This window comes from Flavobacterium sp. GQ95 (assembly GCF_059758655.1).
Map to the genome: position 1 here is coordinate 502807 of NZ_JCAXEB010000002.1, position 22753 is coordinate 525559.

The window sequence follows — 22753 nt, forward strand, 5'->3', positions numbered from 1 at the left end:
AAATAAGAATTACTTTTTCGGGTTACGACGAATACGTGTAATGGTTTCCGGAGTTATTCCAAGATAAGCCCCAATCATATGTTGCGGAATACGGTTTATTAATAAAGGATTGGACTCTAAAAAGCTTTGGTATTTTTCTTCTGCAGAAAAACTTATACTGGCATGGATGCGGTTTTGAGAGACCATAAAACTCTTTTGCAAAATAGTATTTACTAAATTGTTGAAGCTGGGAATCTCATGACAAAGCATCTCAAAATCTTCTTTTTTTATTAATATGATTTCAGAATTTTCGATTGCATCAATATTGAATTTTGAAGGCGTATTATTTGTTAAACTTTCACGGTCTCCAAACCAGTAATTTTCAGGAGAGAAATTTATAATATGTTCTTTTCCATCCTTGTCAACAGAAAAGGTTTTTATTAATCCTTTGCACACAAATGCATTGTATTTCCACACTTCTCCTGCCTCGAGTAGAAATTGCTTCTTTCGTATTTTCTTAACTATTGATACAGAATCAATCAAAAGCAATTCTGTTTCAGAGAGTACAATTTTGTCAACAAGATATTCCTGTAAGATACTAAGCATTTTGACGTAGCGTATTTTCTTGTAAATGTACAAAATGAATTTCAACCCATCTGCAGTATATGATCTTCAAATAAAACTGGGTTACCCGCTTTCTTGCAGCTGGGGTCGGCAGTAGCCGGAACGGTCCATTACTTTTGCTTTCTGATCACCGATATACCATAAAATGAAAAATTTAAATGCATTAGTATTAATTTTAGAAGATATAAAAACAGGGATTTCCAGCTTCTGTCAAAGAAGTACAAATTTTAGAAATAGTAATAAAAAATGGTTTGCATTTCTATTTTTAATCGGCTTTCCAACGTTGGCTCAGGCACAGCTTGAGTTATATTCTAAAGTAAACAGCGATGGATCTATTGAACCTATAATAGATTATTTTGGAAGTAAAAAAATAAACGATCAGTTTGCATTGACCTTTTTTGGACTTACTCGGGAGAAATGGGGACAGGCTTTAATCGGGTTGTCTTATTCACCAATAGAAAGAGTTGTTATTTCGGCAAGTGCCGGTATTGAGCAAGGGCATCATTCGCCACGGTATTCTTCGAGTATATGGCTAAAGAATGGTAATATTACTTTTCTGGCATTGGGTGAGAAGGGAAGTGGTGCCGATAATTATTTATATAAAGTCAATATGTTCTACGAATTTTCAGAGAAGATTAGTTTAGGAATTATGGACTGGAGATACCATGGACTTGGACCCAATTTTAGATATACAATTACAAAATTAAAAGTAACAGTATGGATTATGCCTGCCTATGATCATGAGGAAAAGACAAGCAGATGTATGGTAGGAATTAGCGTACCGATGTAAATCAGCTATTCTTTGCTTTTAAATAATTTGTCGAAGAATAGAAAGCGATTGTTCGATTTCCCGCTCGTTAAGTGCTGCAAATCCAAGCCTCAGTCCATTAGGATTAAAAAGTTCGTTATTATAAAACGTACCATCTGAAATCTTTAATCCTTTCTTCTCCGCACGGCTGGCTAATTCTATCAGGTTTATTTTTTTATCAAATAAAGACCACACAGCCATGCCGCCCTCAGGAGTTTTAAAAGTAATCACATCCTTAAAATTAGTCTCCAGTATTTCACAAAAAAGATCTCTTCTCTGTCTGTATATTTTGATAGATTTACGAAAATGTCTTTCCATTTCTCCAGTATCATAAAGAGATGCAAATGCCTCTTCAATCAAAGAATCACCCTGTTTGTCTATTAGTTGCCTTAGCGAGGCACAAGCATTTACAAATTGTGGGCCTGAGATTAAAAAACCGATACGAAGTGCAGGAGCAAAAGTTTTGGTGATCGAACCAATGTAAATAACATTTTGGTTGTGATCAATACTAGCCAGCGGTATATAAGGTTTATTATTGTAATGAAAATCAAAGTCATAATCGTCTTCAATTATAGCAAAACAATATTCTTCAGCAAGTTTAAGAAGCTTTAACCGTCGTTCCATGCTCATGGTAACAGTAGTCGGAAAGTGATGATGAGGGATAATGTATACCGCTTTTATTTTGTGATGCTGCAACGTCTCGGCTAAATAATCAATGTCCATCCCAAATTCATCGACTGGGATTCTCAAAAGAGCAGCGCCGCTATATTTAAAAATTTCATCTGCAGAGCGGTAATTTGAAACTCCAACGGCGATTGTGTCTGCTGAAGTCAGTAATAACTGTGTTGCCAGATAAATACCCATTTGGCTCCCTTTTGTAATTATTATATTTTCAGGACTCACAGCAAGGCCTCTTGTTTCAGAAAGGTATCTGCATAACGCCATCCGAAGGCGCTCTGATCCTTTAGGATGGCCATATTTTAGAAAATTCTTTCCATAGAATCTTTTGGAGATACTTCTGTATTCCCGCATCAGAAGATCCACTGGTGTCAGCCGAACATCAGGAAAACCGTCATCAATTGTCAGAACTGATTTTTGAAAATCCTCCACAGCAAATTTTTCCGTAAACGGATTATTCCATTTAAAAGAATCTGGTTTCTCTTCCAAATGTGAAATAGAAGTGTACTTTCTCTTATCTGAAAGCTCAGGAAGCTTGGAGAGTACAAATATTCCTTTGCGTTCAACAGATTCTGCCCAACCCTGGCTCATAAGTTCTTCGTATGCGACTTTCACAGTGTTGCGGCTAATTCCCGTTAATTCTGAAAGGATTCTTGTACTGGGCAAAATATCCGAAGGCTTTAAGGTTCCGTTACTAATCAATTGAATAAAACTATTGCACAATTGAACATACAGAGAAACATTCGAATCTCTGTTGAGTTGTATAAGTGATTTATATGGAAGCATTTGTACAATTTTATGTTAGGCGAATTCTTCAGCTGTCTTAGTAAATTTATAATTTTCTTACCTAATTATGGGAAAATGGTAAATGTATTTCAAAGAGAAAAGCTGCTCGCTTAAAAAACGGAGCAGCTTAGTGAATTTGTATTAAATTTATTTAGGCAGGAACGAGCTGTGTTGTAATTCCAATTCTGTTCCAGGCGTTTATAGTTATTATGGCTAAAATAACTTGTGCAAGATAGGTTTCTCCCAATGCTTCTGATGCAGTCTGGTAGGTCTCATCTTTCACATGTCCGCTAATTAGTGTTACTTCTTCAGTCAGGGCTAAAATTGCACGTTCTTCATTTGTAAAGAAAGGAGTGTCGCGCCATGCATTGAGTGCGTAAATGCGTTGCTCTGTTTCACCGGCTTTGCGTGCTTCTTTGGTATGCATGTCAATGCAGAATGCACAACCGTTTATCTGTGAAGCCCTGATTTTTATTAAGTCCTTGTGTGTTCTTGTTAGCGGAGTGCTTTCTATAAATTTTTCAAGTCCAAGGATTGCCTGATATCCGGCAGGTTCCACCTGGTCGATCTTAATACGTGTTTTCATTTTTTAAATTTTATATTTATTTGTAATTGTTATTTCGGTATTTTTCCAGAAGAATATTAAGGCTTTCCTTTTCGTCTGAAGTGAGATTATCAGCAAGTTTTGTTTCATAAGCCAGTACTTTTGGGGCAACTTCTTCAAGAAGCGCTATTCCTTTTCTTGTAATGGTTATATCTATTTTTCTGCGATTCTCACTGCATTCTTCCCGGGTTACAAGTTCCTTATGAAGTAATTTATCTATAAGTCGGGTGGTATTACTTGTTTTTGATGCCATTCTTTCCTGTATCATATACATGTTTGCACACTTACCATTTAAGTTTCCTAGTAGAACTAAAACATCATATTGTTCTTTAGAAAGAGTATGAAACTTTAATATTTCATTTAAATCTTCCTTAAAAGCAGTTTGGATGAATATGATATTCAGCAATATTCTTTTATTTATTGGTAATGGACCACCGGATTGTTTTATATCTTCTATTTTCATAGTAATAGAATTATATAGAGAATGTCAAATAGTTACATAACTACTATTTCTCTCTATTAAAAAGATTGTCTAAACTCCATTTATAATTTGGAATAAACGAAAGTAAAAGACTAGCAGCACTGGCAGTAAACACACCATAATTAATAGGTTTTTGAATTCCTACTGAAAATGTCATAAAGATGATGAAGGTGAAAGTAAGAAGCGATGCTCCTATGGCTGACCACTTAGTCTTAAACCCTAAAATCAAAAAGATGCCGATCGATAATTCGGCCACTGTTGCTACTAATCCCATAATATTAACCATGGGTCTGTCAAAAATGGGCATAAGGGTAGAAGTGTAATCAATAAAGCTTTGCCAGTTACCCCATTCAATATTGCCGGTACCAGCAGGACCCAGAATACCTAATCTGTCCGAAACCGGAGTTAAGAACGTAATACCCAGTGCGTATCTCAAAAGCAGCTGGGGAATTTTAAATGTATCTTCCATAATTTTTTTATTTATGTTTTTATAGAGACAAAGGTATCGCTAGCCTGTGTTTTTATTTTACCCCAGATTTACTAAACTATAGGACCCAGATGATATCGTATTTACATCACACCAACAAATTTTTAAGGCTGGGGCAGGTGTTGTCTGTAATCTGGGGCTTCAACGGTAGCACCATAAGCTTTTATTTTACAGTATATAAATTAAAAATTATGAAAAGAATAGCCGTTTTCTGTGGTTCCAGTTTTGGTACTGAACCCATTTTTAGGGAAGCCGCCTATAATTTAGGCACATTATTAAGCCAAAGGGGTTTTAGTTTGGTTTACGGCGGATCAGCTACAGGTTTAATGGGAGTTTTAGCTGATGGAGTCTTAGAAAATCAGGGTGAGGTTATTGGAGTTTTACCGGGATTTCTTCAGAAAAAAGAAGTTGCACATACCAGATTAACCAAACTTATTTTGGTCGATGATATGCACCAGCGAAAAGCACAAATGAATGAACTGGCAGATGGTTTTATTGTACTGCCCGGAGGACTCGGTACTTTAGAAGAACTCTTTGAAATGCTTACCTGGTCACAACTTGGACTTCACCAAAAACAAATTGTATTGCTGAATATCGGTGGTTATTATGATCCATTGTTGTCACTGCTTCAAAATCTTGAAAATTTCGGATTTCTCAAATCAGGAAATAAATCCGCATTTTTGGTTTGTGATTCGGTGTTGGCCTGTATAAATGTATTTGAGGAATAATTAGAGGCCTTAAACCATATTGTGATTTATTAATTCTGATGTTGATTATCTTTTTTGAACGAAGCTGGATCCTTTTGTTTGTTGGAAGTGGTATCCTATTAAAACAGGAATGCCGGCTAATTTTGCTTCAAAATAATATTCGTCATGAAAAAAATACTGGTAATCAATGCAAGTGCAAGAAGTTCCGAATCTAAAAGCAGTGAACTTACAGAAGTTTTTATAAAGCAATGGAAAACGATTAATGGTGAAGCAGTTTTTAGTTTTCGTGACCTGACAATTTCTGAGGTTCCTTACATTACAGAAAGTTGGATCAAAGCAGCATCAAAGAAAAAAGAGGAAAGGAGCGAGGCCGACAACAATGCACTTAAAATTAGTGATGTTTATATCAAAGAATTGAAAGATGCCGATATTATTGTTCTTGGTTCACCGATGTATAACTGGTCAGTACCAGGCATTTTAAAAGCATATATAGATCAGATCGTGCGGGTTAATGAAACGTGGAAATTCAATCATGACCATCCAACAAACCCTTATAAAGGTTTACTACAGCATAAAACATTATTTCTTCTATTAGCCCGAGGAGGAATAGGATATGGAAAAGGGGAGCCCAACGAGCATATGAATTTCCAAAATACTTATCTCGAGCTAGTCTTCCAATTAATTGGCATTCATAATATACATACTGTTGCAATTGATGGTGTTTCTGTTGATCCGGAAAAGATATGTCAAAGAGTTGAGACCGCGCATCAAACCATTAAAAATTTAATTGCAAATAAAGTTTATAAAAATATAAAGCCAAATTATGAAAGCCAACAGTAAGATATTTAAGGGAAGCCTGTTAATTATTTTAGCTGCCTGCTGTTATGGAATGCTGGGAACCTTTGTAAAGCTGGCGTATAAGGACGATTATAATACTGCTGAAGTAACTATTTCTCAATTTTTTCTGGGATTTATAGTACTGTTTATTCTTACTATTATTTCCCGTAAGTCAGTGGCTGCTGTAAAAAGACCTGAAAAAGATTTAAAGAGTTGCATTAAACTTATTGTCGCCGGCACTTCATTGGGATTTACAAGTATCTTTTATTATATGGCCGTAAAGTATGTACCCGTCAGTATTTGCATAGTCCTTCTTGTTCAGGCCGTATGGATGAGCCTTGTTGTAGAGATGTTACAAAAACAAAAACAACCGGAATTTTCTAAGATAGCTACTGTTGTAATAATAATTTTTGGAACCCTGATAGCAACTGATGTTTGGCATCAGTACAATCAAATTAATTGGACAGGCGTTTCTTGGGGCCTTCTGGCAGCATTGTCTTACACAGCCACAATTTATTCATCAAACAATATTGAATTGGGCTTTCCGCCGATTAAAAGAAGTTTTTTAATGGTAAGCGGAGGCTTTATTACAGTTTTATTGGTATTCAGTTCTTCTGTTCTACAAGGATTTTCTTTTAGTATTCTCTTAAATTGGGGTATAGTAGTCGCACTTTTCGGTACTATTCTTCCTCCTATATTATTTGCTAAAGGAATGCCTCTAACCGGAATGGGATTGGGAGCAATTTTTACATCCCTGGAAATTCCGGTCGCGATCTTATTTGCCCATTTATTACTAAATGAATATGTTTCCGTTAGTCAATGGCTGGGAGTACTTCTTATAATAATTGCGGTGATTTTGAAAAACATTAGATCTTTTAGCTAGAAGTCAAGATTAAACTTCGAATCATCTTTTGTAATGATTCGAAGTATCAGGTTAATCTGTAAAATAAATGTTTAGATTCATTTGTAATAAAATATTAGTTTTATTCTGACCATGGCGAATGCAAAATAGCATCACAAAAGTTTAATTGTTTGTAATCTGGGATCATACAGGAACATATATCGGCATTCATACTTCCGAAGGTTGTGTGTGGTTTATGTTTAAAGCCATCGAAAAAAGTCGGTATTATATTTTTCTTTAATTCGCTGCGCGGAAACTGTTTTACAATTTCATTGCGATCTGCATTGGATAATTGATTGTATCCTTTTCCAACTACATCCAGGGCTACTCCAAAATTTAGTAACGCTACTTCTGGTTCTTTATATTCTGCTATACCCGGTGATGTATGGAGTGCGATGGCGTCCCAGACTAATTGCAAAGATTGTGGCGATACACCATGGCCAATAAGAAAATTTCGGGCAGCATCAGCTCCGTCGATCTCAAATCTCTTATCACTGCTACGATAATGAGCTGTTAATCCTAAATCGTGAAACATTGCGCTGACATACAATAGTTCTGCATCGTACCGAATATCATTTTGCTGACCATTTAGAGATGCAAAAAGAAAAGATCGTAAAGAGTGATTGTATAAAAGAGCACTACCATGTTCACGTAATAATTCTGTTGCCTGTTTAGTGATTGCACTGTCGGGCATTTTTACCCCTGCTATAATTTTACCTGAAATTGACATAATTATAAGTTTTATAAATTTTAAAAGAGTATCAAAGAGCTTCTGTTTTAGTTGAAATCCCTACCCGGTTTAAAAAGTTCATGTGGCATATGCAAATAATGATATCGGCTATTTCCTTTTTTGTGAAATAGGATTTGAGTTTCTCATATGCATCATCAGAAACGCCATGATTAAATATCAATGTTATTTCTTCAGCAACTTCAAGAACACTTCGTTCTATAACAGTAAACAAAGGGCTTTCCTGCCATGCAGATAATGCAAATATGCGACGGGAAGATTCTCCGTTCCTTAATGCATCCTGCGTATGGTAATCGATACAATAGGCGCACTTATTAATTTGAGAAACCCTGATCTTAATAATTTCAATAAGGCTTTTTGACAGGGTTGATTGATATAAACGTTTGTCAATTTGTGCAATTAATTGCCAATATAACGGTTCTTCTTCCCATACGTCAAGACGATGTTTAATAACTTTATCCATGATTTTATTTGTTTTCACAAAGTTAAAATACACGAATCTGAATATTCTTAAACTGGTTTAAGAAAGATATTTTTTTCTTATTTCGCTCAAATACTCTGGTGTGAAGCCTAAAAAAGAAGCAAGCAGGTATTGAGGAACACGTTGTGTAAACTCTGGAAAATCAAGTAGGAAATGCTGATATAATTCTTCTTTAGAATACTCATACAAGTACCTTATTCTCATTTGAGACGCTGCATAGGCCCGTTGAAATACCAAGTGAAAGTACATATTCATTTCCGGTATTTGTCTGAGCAATTCTTTTTGGTTCTCAGCACTAATACATAACACTTCTGTATGCTCTGTGGTCCGAATTGAAAATTGTGCAATTCCCCCGCCAGAGAAAGCATTAAAATCAGAAGCCCACCAATTCTCCAGAGCAAAATCGATGGTTTGTTCCGTTCCATTTTCCCTTAAAAAATACAAATGAACACAACCCTTAATAATAAAGAATTTTTCTAAGCATTGCTGTCCTTCAAGTAATAACAACTCTTTCTTTTTATAGATTCTACGCTCAAAAAGAGATTCGAACAAACCCGTTTCCTTTATTTTAAAGGAACAGACTTTCTCGATATGGGTCAGTAAAGGCTTTATCATAATTTATTTAGGTCAGACAGATGAGGTTTAAAGCTTTTGTGGGGTTTTTCTAAACAACGATGGAGTAATACCTTTGTGCTTTTTAAAGATTTTATTCAGATGACTTTCATCATTAAAACCTAGTTCACTGGCGATTTCACCCACTCGCAAATCACTATACATCAATCTATTTTCTACAAGCTTTATTCTGTATTTTGAAATATAATCCTGCAGTGTTTCGTTGGCTTGCTTTTTAAAATACCTTCCCAGATACGTTTCAGAAATGCGAAACTTTTCACTCATTACAGCCACGCTTAGTTTTTCAGGCTCGTAGATGTTGGATTGAATGTACTGTAAGATTGTATGTGATTTTGCATCGGACTGTTTAGTGATATTTTCAGGTAAATATTCTGAAATATTTCGGGCAATAATTACTATTAATGTATTAATCAATAACTGAATAAGTTCTGTGTTATAAAGTGTAGGATTGTGATGTTCATGTCGAATTGCATCAATAATCGGATGCACCAGATTTTTATCAGTTACTCTTTTTAGAATACAGCCCGGCTGGTGATTGGCGTGTTGCAATATATATTCCAGCTTATAGAGATTATTCGATGTAAACGGTCCATTCTTGATGTAAATGTCGGTAAAACGCAAAATGAAAATTGAGGTATGGGTTTCAATTTTTAAATTGTGAATATCATCAGGCGTTATCAAAAATAAATGACCAGGCTGATACGATAACCGATTTTCATTTATAGTCTGAATTCCGGTTCCGGACACTATATATAATAATTCAAAAAAATTATTACCCACTTCTGTTGCAAGCGAATCATCAATTTCCTTAAAAACAACTTCGTATGGAAGATATAGATTATTTTTTGCCATCGCACCTTATTACTAAATTAGTGTATAATATTACAATTATAAATTTATAAAATCAGTATAATTTTGCTCAAAGTTAATTTAAATATTTTAATGATGGACAAAATTATTCAAAATGATTACGATCAAAGTTTTCAGAAACAGAAGGTTACATTACCAATAGCACCGGCATCATTTTTTGCAATGACCTTAGGATTAGCCGAAACAGGAAACGCATGGAGAAATGCAGCTGCGATATGGAATTTGCCAGTCTATTTTGGTGAAGTTCTGGAAGGATTGGCAGTACTTTCTTTTTTGTGGTGGTTAATGCTTTATTGTAATAAATGGATTCAGCACAGAAAAGCGGCACTACTTGAATTCAATGACCCTGTGCAATCTTCTTTCTTAGCGCTGATTCCGGAGTCGGTTATTTTAATGGCATTGGCATTTCACCCATATAGTCAAAATAGTGCTATCTCATTATTCTGGATTGGTTCAATATTCAATCTTATTTATGGTGCATATCGACTTTCAAAATTATGGACACAAGAACGTCAAAGCGAACAAACAACGCCATCCTTATTTCTAACTTTTACAGCTAGTATATTGGTAAATGCTCTTGCCGCCGGATTATTAGGTTATACTAACTATGGCTTTATACTTTTAGGTATAGGCACTGTTTCCTGGTTGATTATGGATTCTGTAATTACACAGCAATTAACTGTGGGCGGACTTGGAGTTAAAACAAGAAATTTTATGGGAATTTACATGGCGCCAGCCGTTGTTTTATTTGTAGCTTACCAGGTTTTGGCCGGTACAACGTCAAGCATACCTGTTACTTATGCGCTTATGGGATATGCTTTGTTTATTTTCGTCTCCATAACTTTTGCCCTAAAGTGGCTTAAAGAACAGTCATTTGCTCCGGGTTATTGGGCGTATACTTTTGGAATTGCCACTTTATCCCAGGGTTTATCTCTATTTGCTTTAAAGGCAAATGATTCAGTTGTTACCGGGCTTGCTTTACTTGTTTTCTGCTTTACAAATATTTTAATTTTATGTGTTACAATTGGTTCGGTTAAGCTTATTTTAAAGGGAAGTTACATGCCAAAATAAATTTCACGATTTTCATTTACATTTCCTTAATAATAACAATTTTAAAGCACATACGTTTATAAAAAAAAGCGATCAGTCACCATAAATGACTGATCACTTTTTTAATCTATAATTTTGATATAAATTATTTCTTCAGATTTATATATTTTTTCTTTGGAGATAAAGTGATGCCGACTGGCTCATTGTAATCAGAGAAGCTCCAAGTATAACAATATCCTTAAGCACTAAGCGTCCACGTCCGGATAAATAAGGAAATCCGTGTTGATGATCTGTCAAATGAGGCACCCAACTTTCGGGAGTTGTAACCAAAAAGGAAAGTGTACCGATGGTAAGTATAAATACGAGTATGCTTCCTATCATACTGGCAAACGGGGCCCAGTTATGAATAGCTACTAAAAAAGCAATACCGATTAATAAAATTCCTAAACCATTTGCAAAACCATACGTATTGTTTTGAATATTCCATTGGTGATTTTCAGTGATTAATTCACCTTCTTTATTGCTGTATTTTTTATACTCGGACGGATTATCATAAAAAAAGGACATAAACGGGCTGTTTGCTACAAAAGGTACTATACCATCAGCTTCATAAGTAAAAAATTTAAGTCCGCCTATCCATAAAAAAACGATTACGATACCGGCACGTACTGCATTTTTTCCAAGCGTATCAAGATTTGCTATTGTGTTTAAAAGAGCGTTTTTCATTGTTTTGATTTTTAAGTTTTGTCATCATTAACAATGCAAAGTTATCTCCTCGATGGGAAGTAAGAAATGGATAAAAAAGGACATTACTTAGACAAATCTGCCACAATAGAGATACCGGTTGTTTTTCTGAAGGTTTGAGGAGAAACTTTGGTCATTTTTTTAAATACTCGACTAAAATAATATTCATCCTGAAATTTTAAGGCATAAGCAATTTCTTTGATACTCAATCGGGTGAGATGAAGTTGTTTTTTTGCTTCCAAAATTAATCTTTCCTGAATCATTTGAGTAGGTGTTTTATTAAAACGCTTGCTGCATTGTTTCGTAAAATTATTTGCTGTCATAGACAGTAATGATGCGTAATCACTTGCTTTATGCAGAGTTAAAAAATTTTCTTCGAGCAGTATTTTAAACTGTTCCATTTTTTCATCTTTTTGAAAATTTTGTTTTTCACTGGTTATTTTGAGACTGCTGGATTTGGCAAGCACAAGCTGAAGATAGGATCGTAAGACAATTTCTGAAGGAGTTTGTTGTTTAATCTCATCAATAATCTGATCGACTAACTGACAATATAATTGATGCTGTTCGGCAGTTAATTTTATAGAAGGTTCAACGTAAATATTGTTAAACAGTAAACCATTGCACGCAACCTCTTTTCTATGGTATTCAATGCAATAAAAATCACCATGGAATTGTAATGTGGTGTACGTTAACGCTTTAATTTCCTTAATGGATATGGATTGTTGAGGAGTTGAAAATAGTATGGCAGGAGCCTTAAATGGAAAAGAGGCAAAATCAGCATGATAGATTCCTTCTCCTTTGTTTATTAACAAAACAGTATACTCACTAAATTGTACTGGTATCGCTAATGAATTATTTTCAGATTTGTCTATTCTTAAGAGCAAGGACCCATTTTCTGAAAATACTTTGTTCATGTTACAGTGATATTAGAATTAGGTTTGATTGTAAATTTAGTTATGAATTTTGCCTGATCAATATTTTAGTTGAAATTATTACGTGAAATTAAAAATAAATCAGTGATTAGAGAATTATTAATAGCAACTATTCAAAATATTTTTTTCATGTATTAAAGAATACCAATGAGGAAAACCTCAAAATCATTCAACTATTACTTTGTGAAATATTTTAAAAACCACACAAAATTGTCAGCTGTTTGATATGTCTATATTTTTGACTGATTAGTCCATCTCCTGCATGTCCATTGTTGATAATTTTAGCCTTCAATTAAAAAGGTATTTTATTTCATAGATGAAATCTTCATCATAAATAATTCTAAAAAAACTATCGGGTCCCAACATTTTAGTGAATGATAATTTAAAAGACTAAAGCTGTAGGAATGATAGATTAATTTTAGACAATAAGAGAAATTTTGTTTGTTTGGTTTTTAAAGGGGAGATTCATTTCTAATAGTCTCCCTATTTTTTTGTTTGTATAAACCGAACGGTAAAGTGTATAATTAATAAGTATAAAATAAATGAAAAGAGGAAGCATGGAAAATAAAAGATCTAATTCCCTAAAAGCTAATATTGTTTTTCTTTTACTGTTATTTTTTGTTGTGCCTTACGGGTATAGTAAAAATGAAGAAAACACCAAAAGTTCCATAGCTGTACTAGAGAGGTTGATTGGCGATAGGGCAAAAGAGTTTGATTTACTTATCGTCGAAAACAAAAATCAAAACAATTCTGATTCGTTTGAAGTAGAAACAATCGGAAACAGAGTAAGAATCACTGCAACATCGAATACTTCAATTTGTTATGCCGCTTATACTTTTCTTAGAGATATTGGAGCCGTTTCGGTTAGTTGGGAAGGCAACAGAATCGACTTACCTAAGACATGGCCAAAATATTCAAAAAAGCAGTCTACACCTTTCAAATATAGAAAATATCTAAATGCCTGTACGTTCGGATATACAACACCTTGGTGGGATTGGAAACGTTGGGAACAGGAAATAGACTGGATGGCACTTCACGGCATAAATCTGCCTACAGCAATGGAAGGACAAGAAGCAGTTTGGCAGCTATTATGGAAAGAATACGGCTTGACTAACAGTGAGTTAGAAGCACATTTTGCAGGACCTGCATTTTTGCCGTGGCAAAGAATGGGAAATATAAACAGTCTCGAAGGACCATTACCTCAGGACTGGATTAATAAAAAAGAAGCTGTTCAGAAAAATATCATACAAAGAATGAAAGCATTGGATATGCATCCTGTCGTGCCGGCTTTTAGTGGTTATGTGCCTAAAGCATTTGCAGAGAAACATCCAGAATCTAAAATAAGTGAATTAAAATCCTGGTCCGGAGGCGGTTTTGAAAGTACGTATTTATTAGACTCCAAAGATCCACTATTTAAAGAGATAGGAAAACGATTTATAGAAATCTACATTAATTTATATGGCAAGTCGGACTTTTATTTAGCGGATTCTTTTAATGAAATAACACCACCCGTGTCTGAAGAACATAAATATGAAGAACTTTCAGATTATGGAAAAACAATATTCGAAACCATTAATGAAGCAGCGCCGGGGGCAACATGGGTAATGCAGGGCTGGCTTTTTGGAGACAATAAAGAGTTTTGGACCAAAGAAGCTACAAGTGCATTTCTTAGTAAAGTGCCTAATGACAGAATGATTGTTCAGGATTACGCCAATGACCGATATAAAGTTTGGGAAAATCAGGAAGCTTTTTACGGAAAACAATGGACTTACGGTTATGTACATAATTATGGAGGCTCTAATCCTGTTTATGGAGATTTGAATTTTTATAAAAACGAACTTACCAGTTTATTAAAGAACCCGAATAGAGGTAATCTTATAGGTTACGGTGTAATGCCGGAAGGCTTAAACAATAATTCGATCGTTTACGAATATCTTTATGATCTTCCGTGGACACAAGGAGAGGAATCTGTAAATGACTGGTTAAAAAAATATCTTAATGCTCGATACGGAGGAAATACTGCTGATCCTGTTTTTCAGGCCTGGCAATTATTAATTAAGTCGGTTTACAGTACCAGATATTGGGAAACCCGCTGGTGGAATGACAAGGCCGGAGCGTATTTGTTTTTTAAGAGACCAACTTTAAAAATCACAGAATTTAAAGGAAATCCCGGAGATAAAGTGGTATTAAAAGAAGCTTTGGATATTTTGAAAAAGCAAAGTAAAAATTTCGATAAAAAGAATCTTTACCATTATGATGTATTAGAGGTTTCGAGACATTATTATTCACTTTGCATCGACGATCTATTAATAGAATGTGTGAAAGCATATGAAATAAATGACATAAAAAAAGGCGATGCATTATTTAAAGAAATAGAAAAAACGGCTTTGGATATCGATAAAATGCTTTCCGGAGAACCTTTGAATGATTTGAATTACTGGATAAAATCTGCTTCGGACTATGGAAGTACTCCCGAAGAATCAAAATTATATGTAAAAAATGCAAAAACACTGATCACGCTTTGGGGCGGAGAAGGCCATCTGAATGATTATGCGTCCAGATCCTGGCGAGGAATGTATAAAGATTTTTACTGGCCAAGATGGAAAATGTTTCTTCAGGCATTAAAAACAGCGAAAGTGAGTAAAACACCATTTGAAGAAGCAAAAGAAAGTGAATTAATAAAACAATGGGAAATAAATTGGTGCGATAGTAACTAAATCGCTTACGGGCATTCATGCATAGCTCAATTAAGGAAATCAGGGGAGGGTAAATTTATAGTTTGAATTTACCCTCCTTTTATTTTGTCAGGATATATTGATTTTTAATTCTTAAATAAAATAAAATGAAATTCTGCAGGCCTTATTCTCATTGAGTTTATTAAAAAAATCCATGTTTGTGAATAACCTGTCCATTTCTTAACAATTCATTAATACTATTTTCGCTAGACTATTTTAACCAATTTAACTAAAAACAATATGGAAAAACTTAAGCTTTTATTACTAGCCTTTTTTCTAGGTCTCTCAATTAATTCCTGGGCGCAAAAAACTGAAATTACAGGTATCATTGTAGATGATAAGAGTATGCCGTTACCTGCAGCCAATGTGCTCGAAAGTGGGACTTCGAATAATATCGTAACAGATTTTGATGGGAAATTCAAAATAAATGTTTCAAACAAAAACGCTACTCTGATTATTTCCTTTATGGGATTTGATGACCAGCGTCTTAAACTGGATGGCGTTAAAACCAACTATACCATTAAGCTAGCTTCTAGCTCTACTAATCTGGAGCAGGTTGTAGTAGTAGGTTACGGAAAAGGAACTCGTAAAAACCTGACTACTGCTGTTACTTCTGTAAAGGCTGAACAATTAAATAATGGAGTTATTGCTGATGTCGGACAGTTGCTGCAAGGTAAAGTTGCAGGTTTAAATGTTTCTACCAGTGGTGATCCTACTAAAGGTTCTTCGGTAGTTTTACGTGGGGCATCTACATTAAATAGCTCCCAGGGACCGTTTTATGTTGTAGATGGTATTCCGGGAGTTGATATATCTATTATTGCGCCGGAAGATATTGTTACTATTGATGTTTTGAAAGATGCCGCGGCAACCGCTATTTATGGTAACCGTGCTGCAAATGGAGTTATTATGGTAACGACAAAAAGAGGAAGTAAAGACAAAACCCAGATTAACTACAGTAATTATTTTGGATTTGAGAATGTTTCAAACCAACTTGATATGATGAATGCAAGTCAACTGAGAGAATTTACAACCAAGAACAATTTAAATTTTACTCCTGAAAATGATAAAGGAGCAGATACAGACTGGCAAAAAGAAATTCTTAGAGGCGGAGCAGCTTCAAGCAGTCATAATCTTTCAATGAGCGGTGGTGGCGAACATGGCAATTATTTTGCAAGTGTATCTTCCCTGAACAAAGAAGGTGTTTTGATGGGCAGTGATTTTTCAAGAATAATTGCACACTTAGCAGTTGAGCAGTTTGCCTTTGACGATAAATTGAAAATTGGGTTGAATGTAACCAACTCTAACAGTAAATATGCAAATGTACCACAACGTAATACTGTACTTTTGCAATCAGTGAGCCACCTTCCGGTTTCTCCGGTAAGAAATCCGGATGGATCTTTTTTCGAAAATTTCATTCAGACAAGTTACTTTAATCCTGTAGCTTTAATTGAACACGGAGATGATGATACAAAAACAAATAATTTTGTTGGAAGTATTACTGCCGAATTAAAACTTCCTTATGGATTCTCTTATAACTTAAACGTAGCTTATCAGCAATTAAATACATTGCATGGTGAGTTTTATGATAGTTACTATCAAAAATACAATAGTGCTACTTTCTACAACAACCCAGATCCACCTCAGACAAAAACATTAGTAAATTTTGGTGTAAACGGGTCAGCATTAAGAAATTCTTATCAAAATACAAATACGATTGTAGAGAGCTTTTTAAACTGGGACAGAACTTTTGGTGATCATAAAATCAAGGCAGTTGTTGGTTATTCATGGCAGGAAGATGTTTTAGGTGACGGATTTCAGGCTACAGCGACAAATTTTCCTGTAGATAATGTGAGTTATAATAACCTTGCTTTAAGTAACTATACATCTGTTAATGGGTATGTTGTCAATTTTGGAGACAGCAGAGCTTATCAGAAAAAACGTCTAATCTCTGAATTTGCACGTTTAAACTACAATTACAGAGATAAATACCTTTTACAGGGAACTATCAGAAGAGATGGAGGTTCTGTATTTGGAACAAACAATCAATGGGGTTATTTCCCTTCAGTAGGTGGAGCATGGAGAATTGACAAAGAAGGTTTCATGGAAGGCCAGAAGATTTTTGATGACTTGAAATTTCGTGCAAGTTACGGGCAAACCGGAAACTCTTCAGGATTTAATGCTTATACGGCTCAGTTTATTTCAGGAAGCCTTGGAACATTCTATTATAACGGACAGCAAATTGGAGCTTACGGACCAAATCAGGCCGCTAATCCTGATTTGAAATGGGAAAAAACTTCTACGGCAAATATTGGTATTGATTTTACAATATTAAAAGGAAAAGTATCTGCTTCTGTGGATGTTTATGACAAGAAAACAACAGATATGATTTTCAATTATGCTGTAAATCCGGTACTTGTACCAGTTGGAACAATTGTAGCCAACGGAGGTAATATGTCGAACAGAGGTATTGAAGCATCTTTGAACATAAATGCAATCAGAACGAAAAATTTCAGCTGGACAACCAATATAAACGGTTCGCACAACAAGAATGAAATCACTAAATTAAGAAACCCATTATTTATTGGTGGAGATTCAATTAGAAGAGTTCAGCCTGATGGTGGAGGACAAACAGGAAGTACATTGCAAATTTTTAAAGAAGGAAAACCTCTTGGACAGTTCTTTACACTTAAATATGCAGGAAAAAATGCAAACGGTGTTTCTCAATATGTTGCAAAAGACGGAAGTTTAACTACTACGCCGGCAATTGGTACAGATTATCATTATGCAGGAAGTGCACAGCCTAAGTTTATGTTAGGATGGGATAATAATTTTACCTATAAGAAATTTGATTTAAATATCTTTTTCAGAGGTGTATTCGGAAATAAAATTTTCAATGCTACCCGTGCAGATTTGTTCAGGCCAGCTACGGCAATGACCTCAAATATTCTCGTAGATGCGGCAGATGAATCACCAAACGATTTGAATGCCTATAAGTACTCGACGCGTTTTATAGAAGATGGAAGTTACCTTCGATTAGACAACCTTACTTTAGGTTATGATTTTGGTAAAGTGGGCAGGTACATTAAAAAAGTACGTATCTATGAAACAATGAATAATCTGTTTGTAATTACTAATTATTCAGGAATTGATCCGGAAGTAGAACAAGGCGGAACAGCACCTGGTGTAGACTCCAATAACTTCTATCCTAAAACCAGAACATTCTTGTTTGGTGTAAACGTGGTATTCTAAAATTAAATTCTAAAAAATTATGAAAAATATATTAAACTATTTAGGACTTCCAATATTGATGGTTGGTTTATTATGGTCTTGTGAGGATCTTGATGTGCCTATTACAACGCAGCTTACACCAGATGTATTTCCTCAGAATTCAACACAATTTATACAAACAGCAGGTCCGGTATATGCCGCTTTTCGGGGTGAATTTTCATTTTCTTACTGGTTTACACAATCATTGAGTACAGATGAATCAATATTGCCGGCAAGAGGAGGTAACTGGTACGATAATCAGAGTTATAGAATGTTGCATTACCATGACTGGACACCAGATAACGGTAATATATCAAGTGTTTGGGACTGGTCGTCAAAAGTGATAGGAACAAGCAATCAGGCTATTTCTATTTTAGATAAAACAATGCCTGCCGGTGCTGATAAATCGACTATGATTTCAGAATTAAAAACCATGCGTGCCATCTCGTATTTTATTATGATGGACAGCTACGGAAATGTGCCTTTGGATACCGTTTATGGAGATTTTTCTGCTCATGCTAAATCAGACAGGAAAGACGTTTTTAATTTTATCGAAAAAGAATTGAAGAAAGCCCTGCCTAATTTAAATCCGGCAGCGGGAATTACAACTTATGGAAGACCAAATAGACAAACTGCAAATGCGTTGCTTGCTAAATTGTATTTAAATGCAGAAATATATACCGGAACACCTCGTTACAATGATTGTATTGCAGCCTGTGATGGTGTTATTAGTTCAGGTTTATATACTATTGAGCCAAGAACTACTTATCTTCAAATGTTTTATCCGAATAACGGACCGCAAATGAAAGAATTTATTTTTGCGATTCCTTACGATCCTACAGCAGCAACAGTAGGATATAATGGTCAGATGTATCATTCGCGTTATGATGTTCCGCGTTCTGAAAGAGCCAAGTTTGGTCTTGCTTTTACGCCTAGTGCACCAAGAAGTACCTTGCCTGAATTTTACGCTTATTTTAACGATCCAAACGATATTCGTAACAGACAATGGCTGACAGGTTTACAATTTATGAATGATGGTGTTACTCCGGTAACAGTAAGCACAACCAAAAAAGGGTATGATCAGTTTTATACCGGAGCAGATGGTGGAGCTGCCTATACCTATCAGGTAAATCTAACACCGGATATCATACTTCGTCAGAATGTTAATTTATTTGACTGTGGTAATGATGAAATTGCCTGGAACATGGGATACAGAAATATCAAATTTTATCCGGATGCTACCTCAACAAGCCGTAATCAAAATAACGATGTACCTTATTTACGTTATTCAGATGTTATTCTGATGAAAGCAGAAGCAATTCTTCGCGGAGGTACTCAAACTTTAGGACAATCTCCACTTGCATTAGTAAACATGATTCGTTCTAATCGTTCTACTTCTGCTGCCTGGAGCGGTGTAACCTTAGAAGAACTTTATAAAGAAAGATCTCGTGAATTTGCTCATGAAGCATGGCATAGAAACGATATGATTCGATTTGGTAAATTCGAAGGTAAATGGGGATTCAAAACAAATGCCGATACTTATCGTCGTACTTTCCCAATTCCAACCAATGCTTTGGTTTTAAATCCTGCACTAACTCAGAATGATGGGTACTAGGATAAATCAAAGTATAAATTAAAATAAGTTTCCACTTTACAAAGGGGAAGAAGATTTAAAATTCTTCTCCTTTTTTTCTTAAAAGGCATTGCTTCCAACTCATTTTTGAAAGTAGCCTTACAATATTTTACTTTTTGTTTTTTGAATGTATGACAAAGCTTAATTAATGAAGTTAAGAATGTCGGGAAATTAAGCTTTGCAACATTCATATTAAATTGATTTTGAATACAGATATCAATTCCGATTAAAATATCCTGGAATTTATCATAAACAAATAGGCAGCCCTCAATACAAATAGAATAAATGAAACTGGATAAAATTTATAAAATAAGCCGTATCGGAATAAGTTTTTTTCTTATTTTTTTAGTGTCATGTAAAACCGAAAAAAATATTTCTGTAAAAAAGAAATCATTTGTAGATATGGTTTACCCACAACTTGATACTGAAAATTCACGATGGTTTTTCTTTTCATCGGCAAGCCGTCCTTTTGGTATGGTCAATTTAAGTCCGGATACAGAAATCAACGGCGATTGGGGAGGTGGATATAAATATACAACAGATACAGTAAAAGGTTTCAGCCATATTCACGAATGGCAGATGTCGGGTGTATCTTTAATGCCCGTAACTATTTCACAGGAAAATAAAAAAGATATTTTTACTCATTTTTATTCTAAATTCAATCATCAAACTGAAATAATAACTCCTGGTTATCACTCGCTTATACTGGAAAGATATCAAATTAAAACAGAATTGACGAGCACAAAAAGAGTAGGTTTTCACAGATTTACTTTTCCGGCGAATGCTCAAAAAGCCATTCTTTTTAATTTAAATACAATCTTGGGGCCATGTGATAATACCAATGGAGTATTAGAAAAAAATAACGATTATGAACTCTCAGGATCATTAATATTAAGCACTAATTTTAGACGTCCTAAACCTTTGACCGTATTTTTTAAAATTAAGCTTAATGCACCAATTGCTTCAATAGAACACGATAATGCAACAAACAATTATCTGGTTAACTTAGGCCAATTTGACAAAAAGGTATTAATGAAGGTGGGTATTTCGTATACCTCTGTCGAAAATGCTACACTTAATATTCAGGAAGAATTACCAAATTGGGATTTTGATAAAATAATAACAGAATCAAAAAACGAATGGAATAATTTGTTGGGAAGAATTGAAGTTGAAGGCGGAACTGAAACAGATCAAAGACGTTTTTACACCGATCTTTGGCATTCATTGCAGGGAAGAAAAATGATTAGTGATGTAAATGGTGCCTATCCTGATAATACCGGAGAAAAATTTAGAATAGGACAGCTGCCACTAAACGCAGACGGAAAACCTAAATTTAATCAGTACAATTCAGATTCATTTTGGGGTGCGCAATGGACAATAAATACGCTTTGGGGACTTGTTTATCCTGAAATTATGGGTGATTTTGTACAATCTTTAATGCAGTATTATAAAGATGGAGGAATGATTCCGCGTGGTCCTTCCGGAGGGAATGATACTTTTGTGATGACCGGGGCTTCGACTACACCTTTCATTGTAAGCGCTATTCAAAAAGGAATCATAACAGAAGATTTAGAAACTATTTACACAGCAGTCAAAAAGAACCATATGCTAAATGGTATTATGGGAAAGGCTGGATACGAACATAATTCAGACAGCGGAGGCGGATTAAAATATTATATAGATAATGGTTTTGTTCCTTATCCAATTCCTGAAGGTGAATTCGGAAGCCATCAGGATGGAGCCAGCCAAACCTTAGAGTATGCCTATCAGGATTGGACTTTGGCACAATTGGCTAAAAAATTAAATCATCAGGAGGATTATAATTATTTTATGGCCCGTTCTAAAAATTATCAAAATATTTTTGACAAAACACTGGGTTGGATGCGTCCTAAAAATGTTAGTGGAAAATGGCTTGAAGATTTTGATCCTTATAAATATGAAAATGGATTTATAGAATCGAATGGTGCACAATCGACATGGTTTGTGCCTCATGACATTAATGGATTAGTAGATTTGATGGGAGGAAAAGAGAAAGCCACAACAAAATTAAATGCACAATTTGAAACGGCCCAAAAACTAAAATTTACTTCGGGTACATCACATGATGCTGAACTGCATCCTGAATTCAGCCGTATTCCGATCAATTTTGGAAATCAGCCATCGATACAAACTTCCTTTATTTTTAATTTCTTAGGGAGACCTGACTTAACGCAATACTGGACTAGAAATGTAGTAAAAGAAACTTTTAGTGGATTAGCCCCAAACACAGGTTACAATGGTGATGAGGATCAGGGATTAATGGGAAGCCTGAATGTCCTGCTTAAAATTGGTTTGTTTCAAATGAATGGAGGTACAGATCAAAATCCGCAATATCAAATAGGAAGCCCGTTGTTTAATAAAGTCTCAATTCAATTAAATCCAGATTATTATAAAGGTAAAAAGTTTATTATTAACGCCAAAAATAATAATCCTGAGAATATTTATATTAATCAAATAAAATACAACAATACAACTGTTCAAAATTTTAATATCTCGCATCAGGAGATTACAAACGGCGGAGAATTAATTTTAGAAATGTCAAATACACTAAAGCATTAATGTGGTAGAATTTTAAATAGCATATATTAATTATGTAATTTTTAATACATAGAAATATAGCTAGTAATTGCAAAAAGGCGTTTCACTCAAAATTGATTACTTAGGGATATGCATAGAAATTTTGATTTGCCAGAAACGCCTTAATTTTTTAAATCTATGTTCTGCTGCGA

At 34.8% G+C, this 22753-nt stretch carries 20 protein-coding genes; 9 read left to right on the forward strand and 11 right to left on the reverse strand.

Annotation, left to right across the window (positions count from 1 at the left end; all coding sequences use genetic code 11):
* Window positions 1-9: 9 nt before the first annotated feature.
* Window positions 10-585, reverse strand: coding sequence for a Crp/Fnr family transcriptional regulator (locus AC6CH4_RS06800; protein WP_498101398.1), 576 nt, complete (start codon window positions 583-585; stop codon window positions 10-12).
* A gap of 163 nt (window positions 586-748) precedes the next feature.
* Here AC6CH4_RS06800 and AC6CH4_RS06805 point away from each other — a divergent pair, with 163 nt between their 5' ends.
* On the forward strand, window positions 749-1393 hold the full coding sequence (locus AC6CH4_RS06805; RefSeq protein WP_498101400.1) for a hypothetical protein: 645 nt from the start codon (window positions 749-751) through the stop codon (window positions 1391-1393).
* A gap of 18 nt (window positions 1394-1411) precedes the next feature.
* On the opposite strand, the gene pdxR is transcribed toward AC6CH4_RS06805, so the two are convergent.
* The 4 genes from pdxR to AC6CH4_RS06825 form a co-directional block, all read right to left on the reverse strand.
* Window positions 1412-2875 carry a MocR-like pyridoxine biosynthesis transcription factor PdxR gene (pdxR, locus tag AC6CH4_RS06810; RefSeq protein ID WP_498101402.1) on the reverse strand — a complete coding sequence of 488 codons (1464 nt, stop codon included), beginning with the start codon at window positions 2873-2875 and terminating at the stop codon, window positions 1412-1414.
* Between the two features lie 151 nt (window positions 2876-3026).
* Entirely contained in the window at window positions 3027-3461 is a 435-nt protein-coding gene (locus tag AC6CH4_RS06815) for a carboxymuconolactone decarboxylase family protein (RefSeq protein WP_498101404.1), read from the reverse strand.
* A 16-nt stretch (window positions 3462-3477) separates the two neighbouring features.
* Window positions 3478-3942, reverse strand: coding sequence for a MarR family winged helix-turn-helix transcriptional regulator (locus tag AC6CH4_RS06820; RefSeq protein ID WP_498101406.1), 465 nt, complete (start codon window positions 3940-3942; stop codon window positions 3478-3480).
* Window positions 3943-3985: 43 nt separating this feature from the next.
* A complete protein-coding gene (locus tag AC6CH4_RS06825; protein ID WP_498101408.1) occupies window positions 3986-4396 on the reverse strand; it encodes a DoxX family protein in 411 nt (136 codons plus the stop codon).
* Window positions 4397-4638: 242 nt separating this feature from the next.
* Between AC6CH4_RS06825 and AC6CH4_RS06830 the strand changes: the two genes are divergently transcribed.
* The 3 genes from AC6CH4_RS06830 to AC6CH4_RS06840 all read left to right on the forward strand — a co-directional run bounded on the left by AC6CH4_RS06830 (window position 4639) and on the right by AC6CH4_RS06840 (window position 6874).
* Entirely contained in the window at window positions 4639-5175 is a 537-nt protein-coding gene (locus AC6CH4_RS06830) for an LOG family protein (protein ID WP_498101410.1), read from the forward strand.
* 144 nt (window positions 5176-5319) lie between these two features.
* Window positions 5320-5994, forward strand: coding sequence for an FMN-dependent NADH-azoreductase (locus tag AC6CH4_RS06835; protein ID WP_498101412.1), 675 nt, complete (start codon window positions 5320-5322; stop codon window positions 5992-5994).
* On the forward strand, window positions 5978-6874 hold the full coding sequence (locus tag AC6CH4_RS06840; protein WP_498101414.1) for an EamA family transporter: 897 nt from the start codon (window positions 5978-5980) through the stop codon (window positions 6872-6874). The genes AC6CH4_RS06835 and AC6CH4_RS06840 overlap by 17 nt, the downstream gene beginning before the upstream one ends.
* 100 nt (window positions 6875-6974) lie before the next feature.
* On the opposite strand, the gene AC6CH4_RS06845 is transcribed toward AC6CH4_RS06840, so the two are convergent.
* Genes AC6CH4_RS06845 through AC6CH4_RS06860 form a run of 4 tightly spaced genes read right to left on the reverse strand, consistent with a single transcriptional unit; the run spans window position 6975 to window position 9606 of the window.
* Entirely contained in the window at window positions 6975-7622 is a 648-nt protein-coding gene (locus AC6CH4_RS06845) for an HD domain-containing protein (RefSeq protein ID WP_498101416.1), read from the reverse strand.
* Window positions 7623-7653: 31 nt separating this feature from the next.
* The gene (locus AC6CH4_RS06850) at window positions 7654-8103 is read right to left on the reverse strand and encodes a carboxymuconolactone decarboxylase family protein (RefSeq protein ID WP_498101418.1); all 450 of its coding nucleotides are present in this window, start codon (window positions 8101-8103) and stop codon (window positions 7654-7656) included.
* 57 nt (window positions 8104-8160) lie between these two features.
* Complete coding sequence (locus AC6CH4_RS06855; protein WP_498101420.1) at window positions 8161-8736, reverse strand: Crp/Fnr family transcriptional regulator; 576 nt, start codon at window positions 8734-8736, stop codon at window positions 8161-8163.
* A gap of 27 nt (window positions 8737-8763) precedes the next feature.
* Window positions 8764-9606 carry a helix-turn-helix domain-containing protein gene (locus tag AC6CH4_RS06860; RefSeq protein ID WP_498101422.1) on the reverse strand — a complete coding sequence of 281 codons (843 nt, stop codon included), beginning with the start codon at window positions 9604-9606 and terminating at the stop codon, window positions 8764-8766.
* 90 nt (window positions 9607-9696) lie between these two features.
* Here AC6CH4_RS06860 and AC6CH4_RS06865 point away from each other — a divergent pair, with 90 nt between their 5' ends.
* Entirely contained in the window at window positions 9697-10695 is a 999-nt protein-coding gene (locus tag AC6CH4_RS06865; RefSeq protein ID WP_498101424.1) for an SLAC1 family transporter, read from the forward strand.
* A 138-nt stretch (window positions 10696-10833) separates the two neighbouring features.
* On the opposite strand, the gene AC6CH4_RS06870 is transcribed toward AC6CH4_RS06865, so the two are convergent.
* Window positions 10834-11400: a DUF417 family protein gene (locus AC6CH4_RS06870; RefSeq protein ID WP_498101426.1), complete on the reverse strand. Its 567-nt coding sequence runs from the start codon at window positions 11398-11400 to the stop codon at window positions 10834-10836.
* 83 nt (window positions 11401-11483) lie between these two features.
* Window positions 11484-12332, reverse strand: a complete 849-nt coding sequence (locus tag AC6CH4_RS06875; protein ID WP_498101428.1) for a helix-turn-helix domain-containing protein — start codon at window positions 12330-12332, stop codon at window positions 11484-11486.
* A 575-nt stretch (window positions 12333-12907) separates the two neighbouring features.
* Here AC6CH4_RS06875 and AC6CH4_RS06880 point away from each other — a divergent pair.
* From AC6CH4_RS06880 to AC6CH4_RS06895, 4 genes are all read left to right on the forward strand, one after another.
* A complete protein-coding gene (locus AC6CH4_RS06880) occupies window positions 12908-15067 on the forward strand; it encodes an alpha-N-acetylglucosaminidase (RefSeq protein WP_498101430.1) in 2160 nt (719 codons plus the stop codon).
* Between the two features lie 258 nt (window positions 15068-15325).
* Window positions 15326-18334: a SusC/RagA family TonB-linked outer membrane protein gene (locus tag AC6CH4_RS06885; RefSeq protein WP_498101432.1), complete on the forward strand. Its 3009-nt coding sequence runs from the start codon at window positions 15326-15328 to the stop codon at window positions 18332-18334.
* A 19-nt stretch (window positions 18335-18353) separates the two neighbouring features.
* A complete protein-coding gene (locus AC6CH4_RS06890; RefSeq protein WP_498101434.1) occupies window positions 18354-19967 on the forward strand; it encodes a RagB/SusD family nutrient uptake outer membrane protein in 1614 nt (537 codons plus the stop codon).
* 303 nt (window positions 19968-20270) lie between these two features.
* Complete coding sequence (locus AC6CH4_RS06895) at window positions 20271-22583, forward strand: GH92 family glycosyl hydrolase (RefSeq protein ID WP_498101436.1); 2313 nt, start codon at window positions 20271-20273, stop codon at window positions 22581-22583.
* Window positions 22584-22753: the final 170 nt, after the last annotated feature.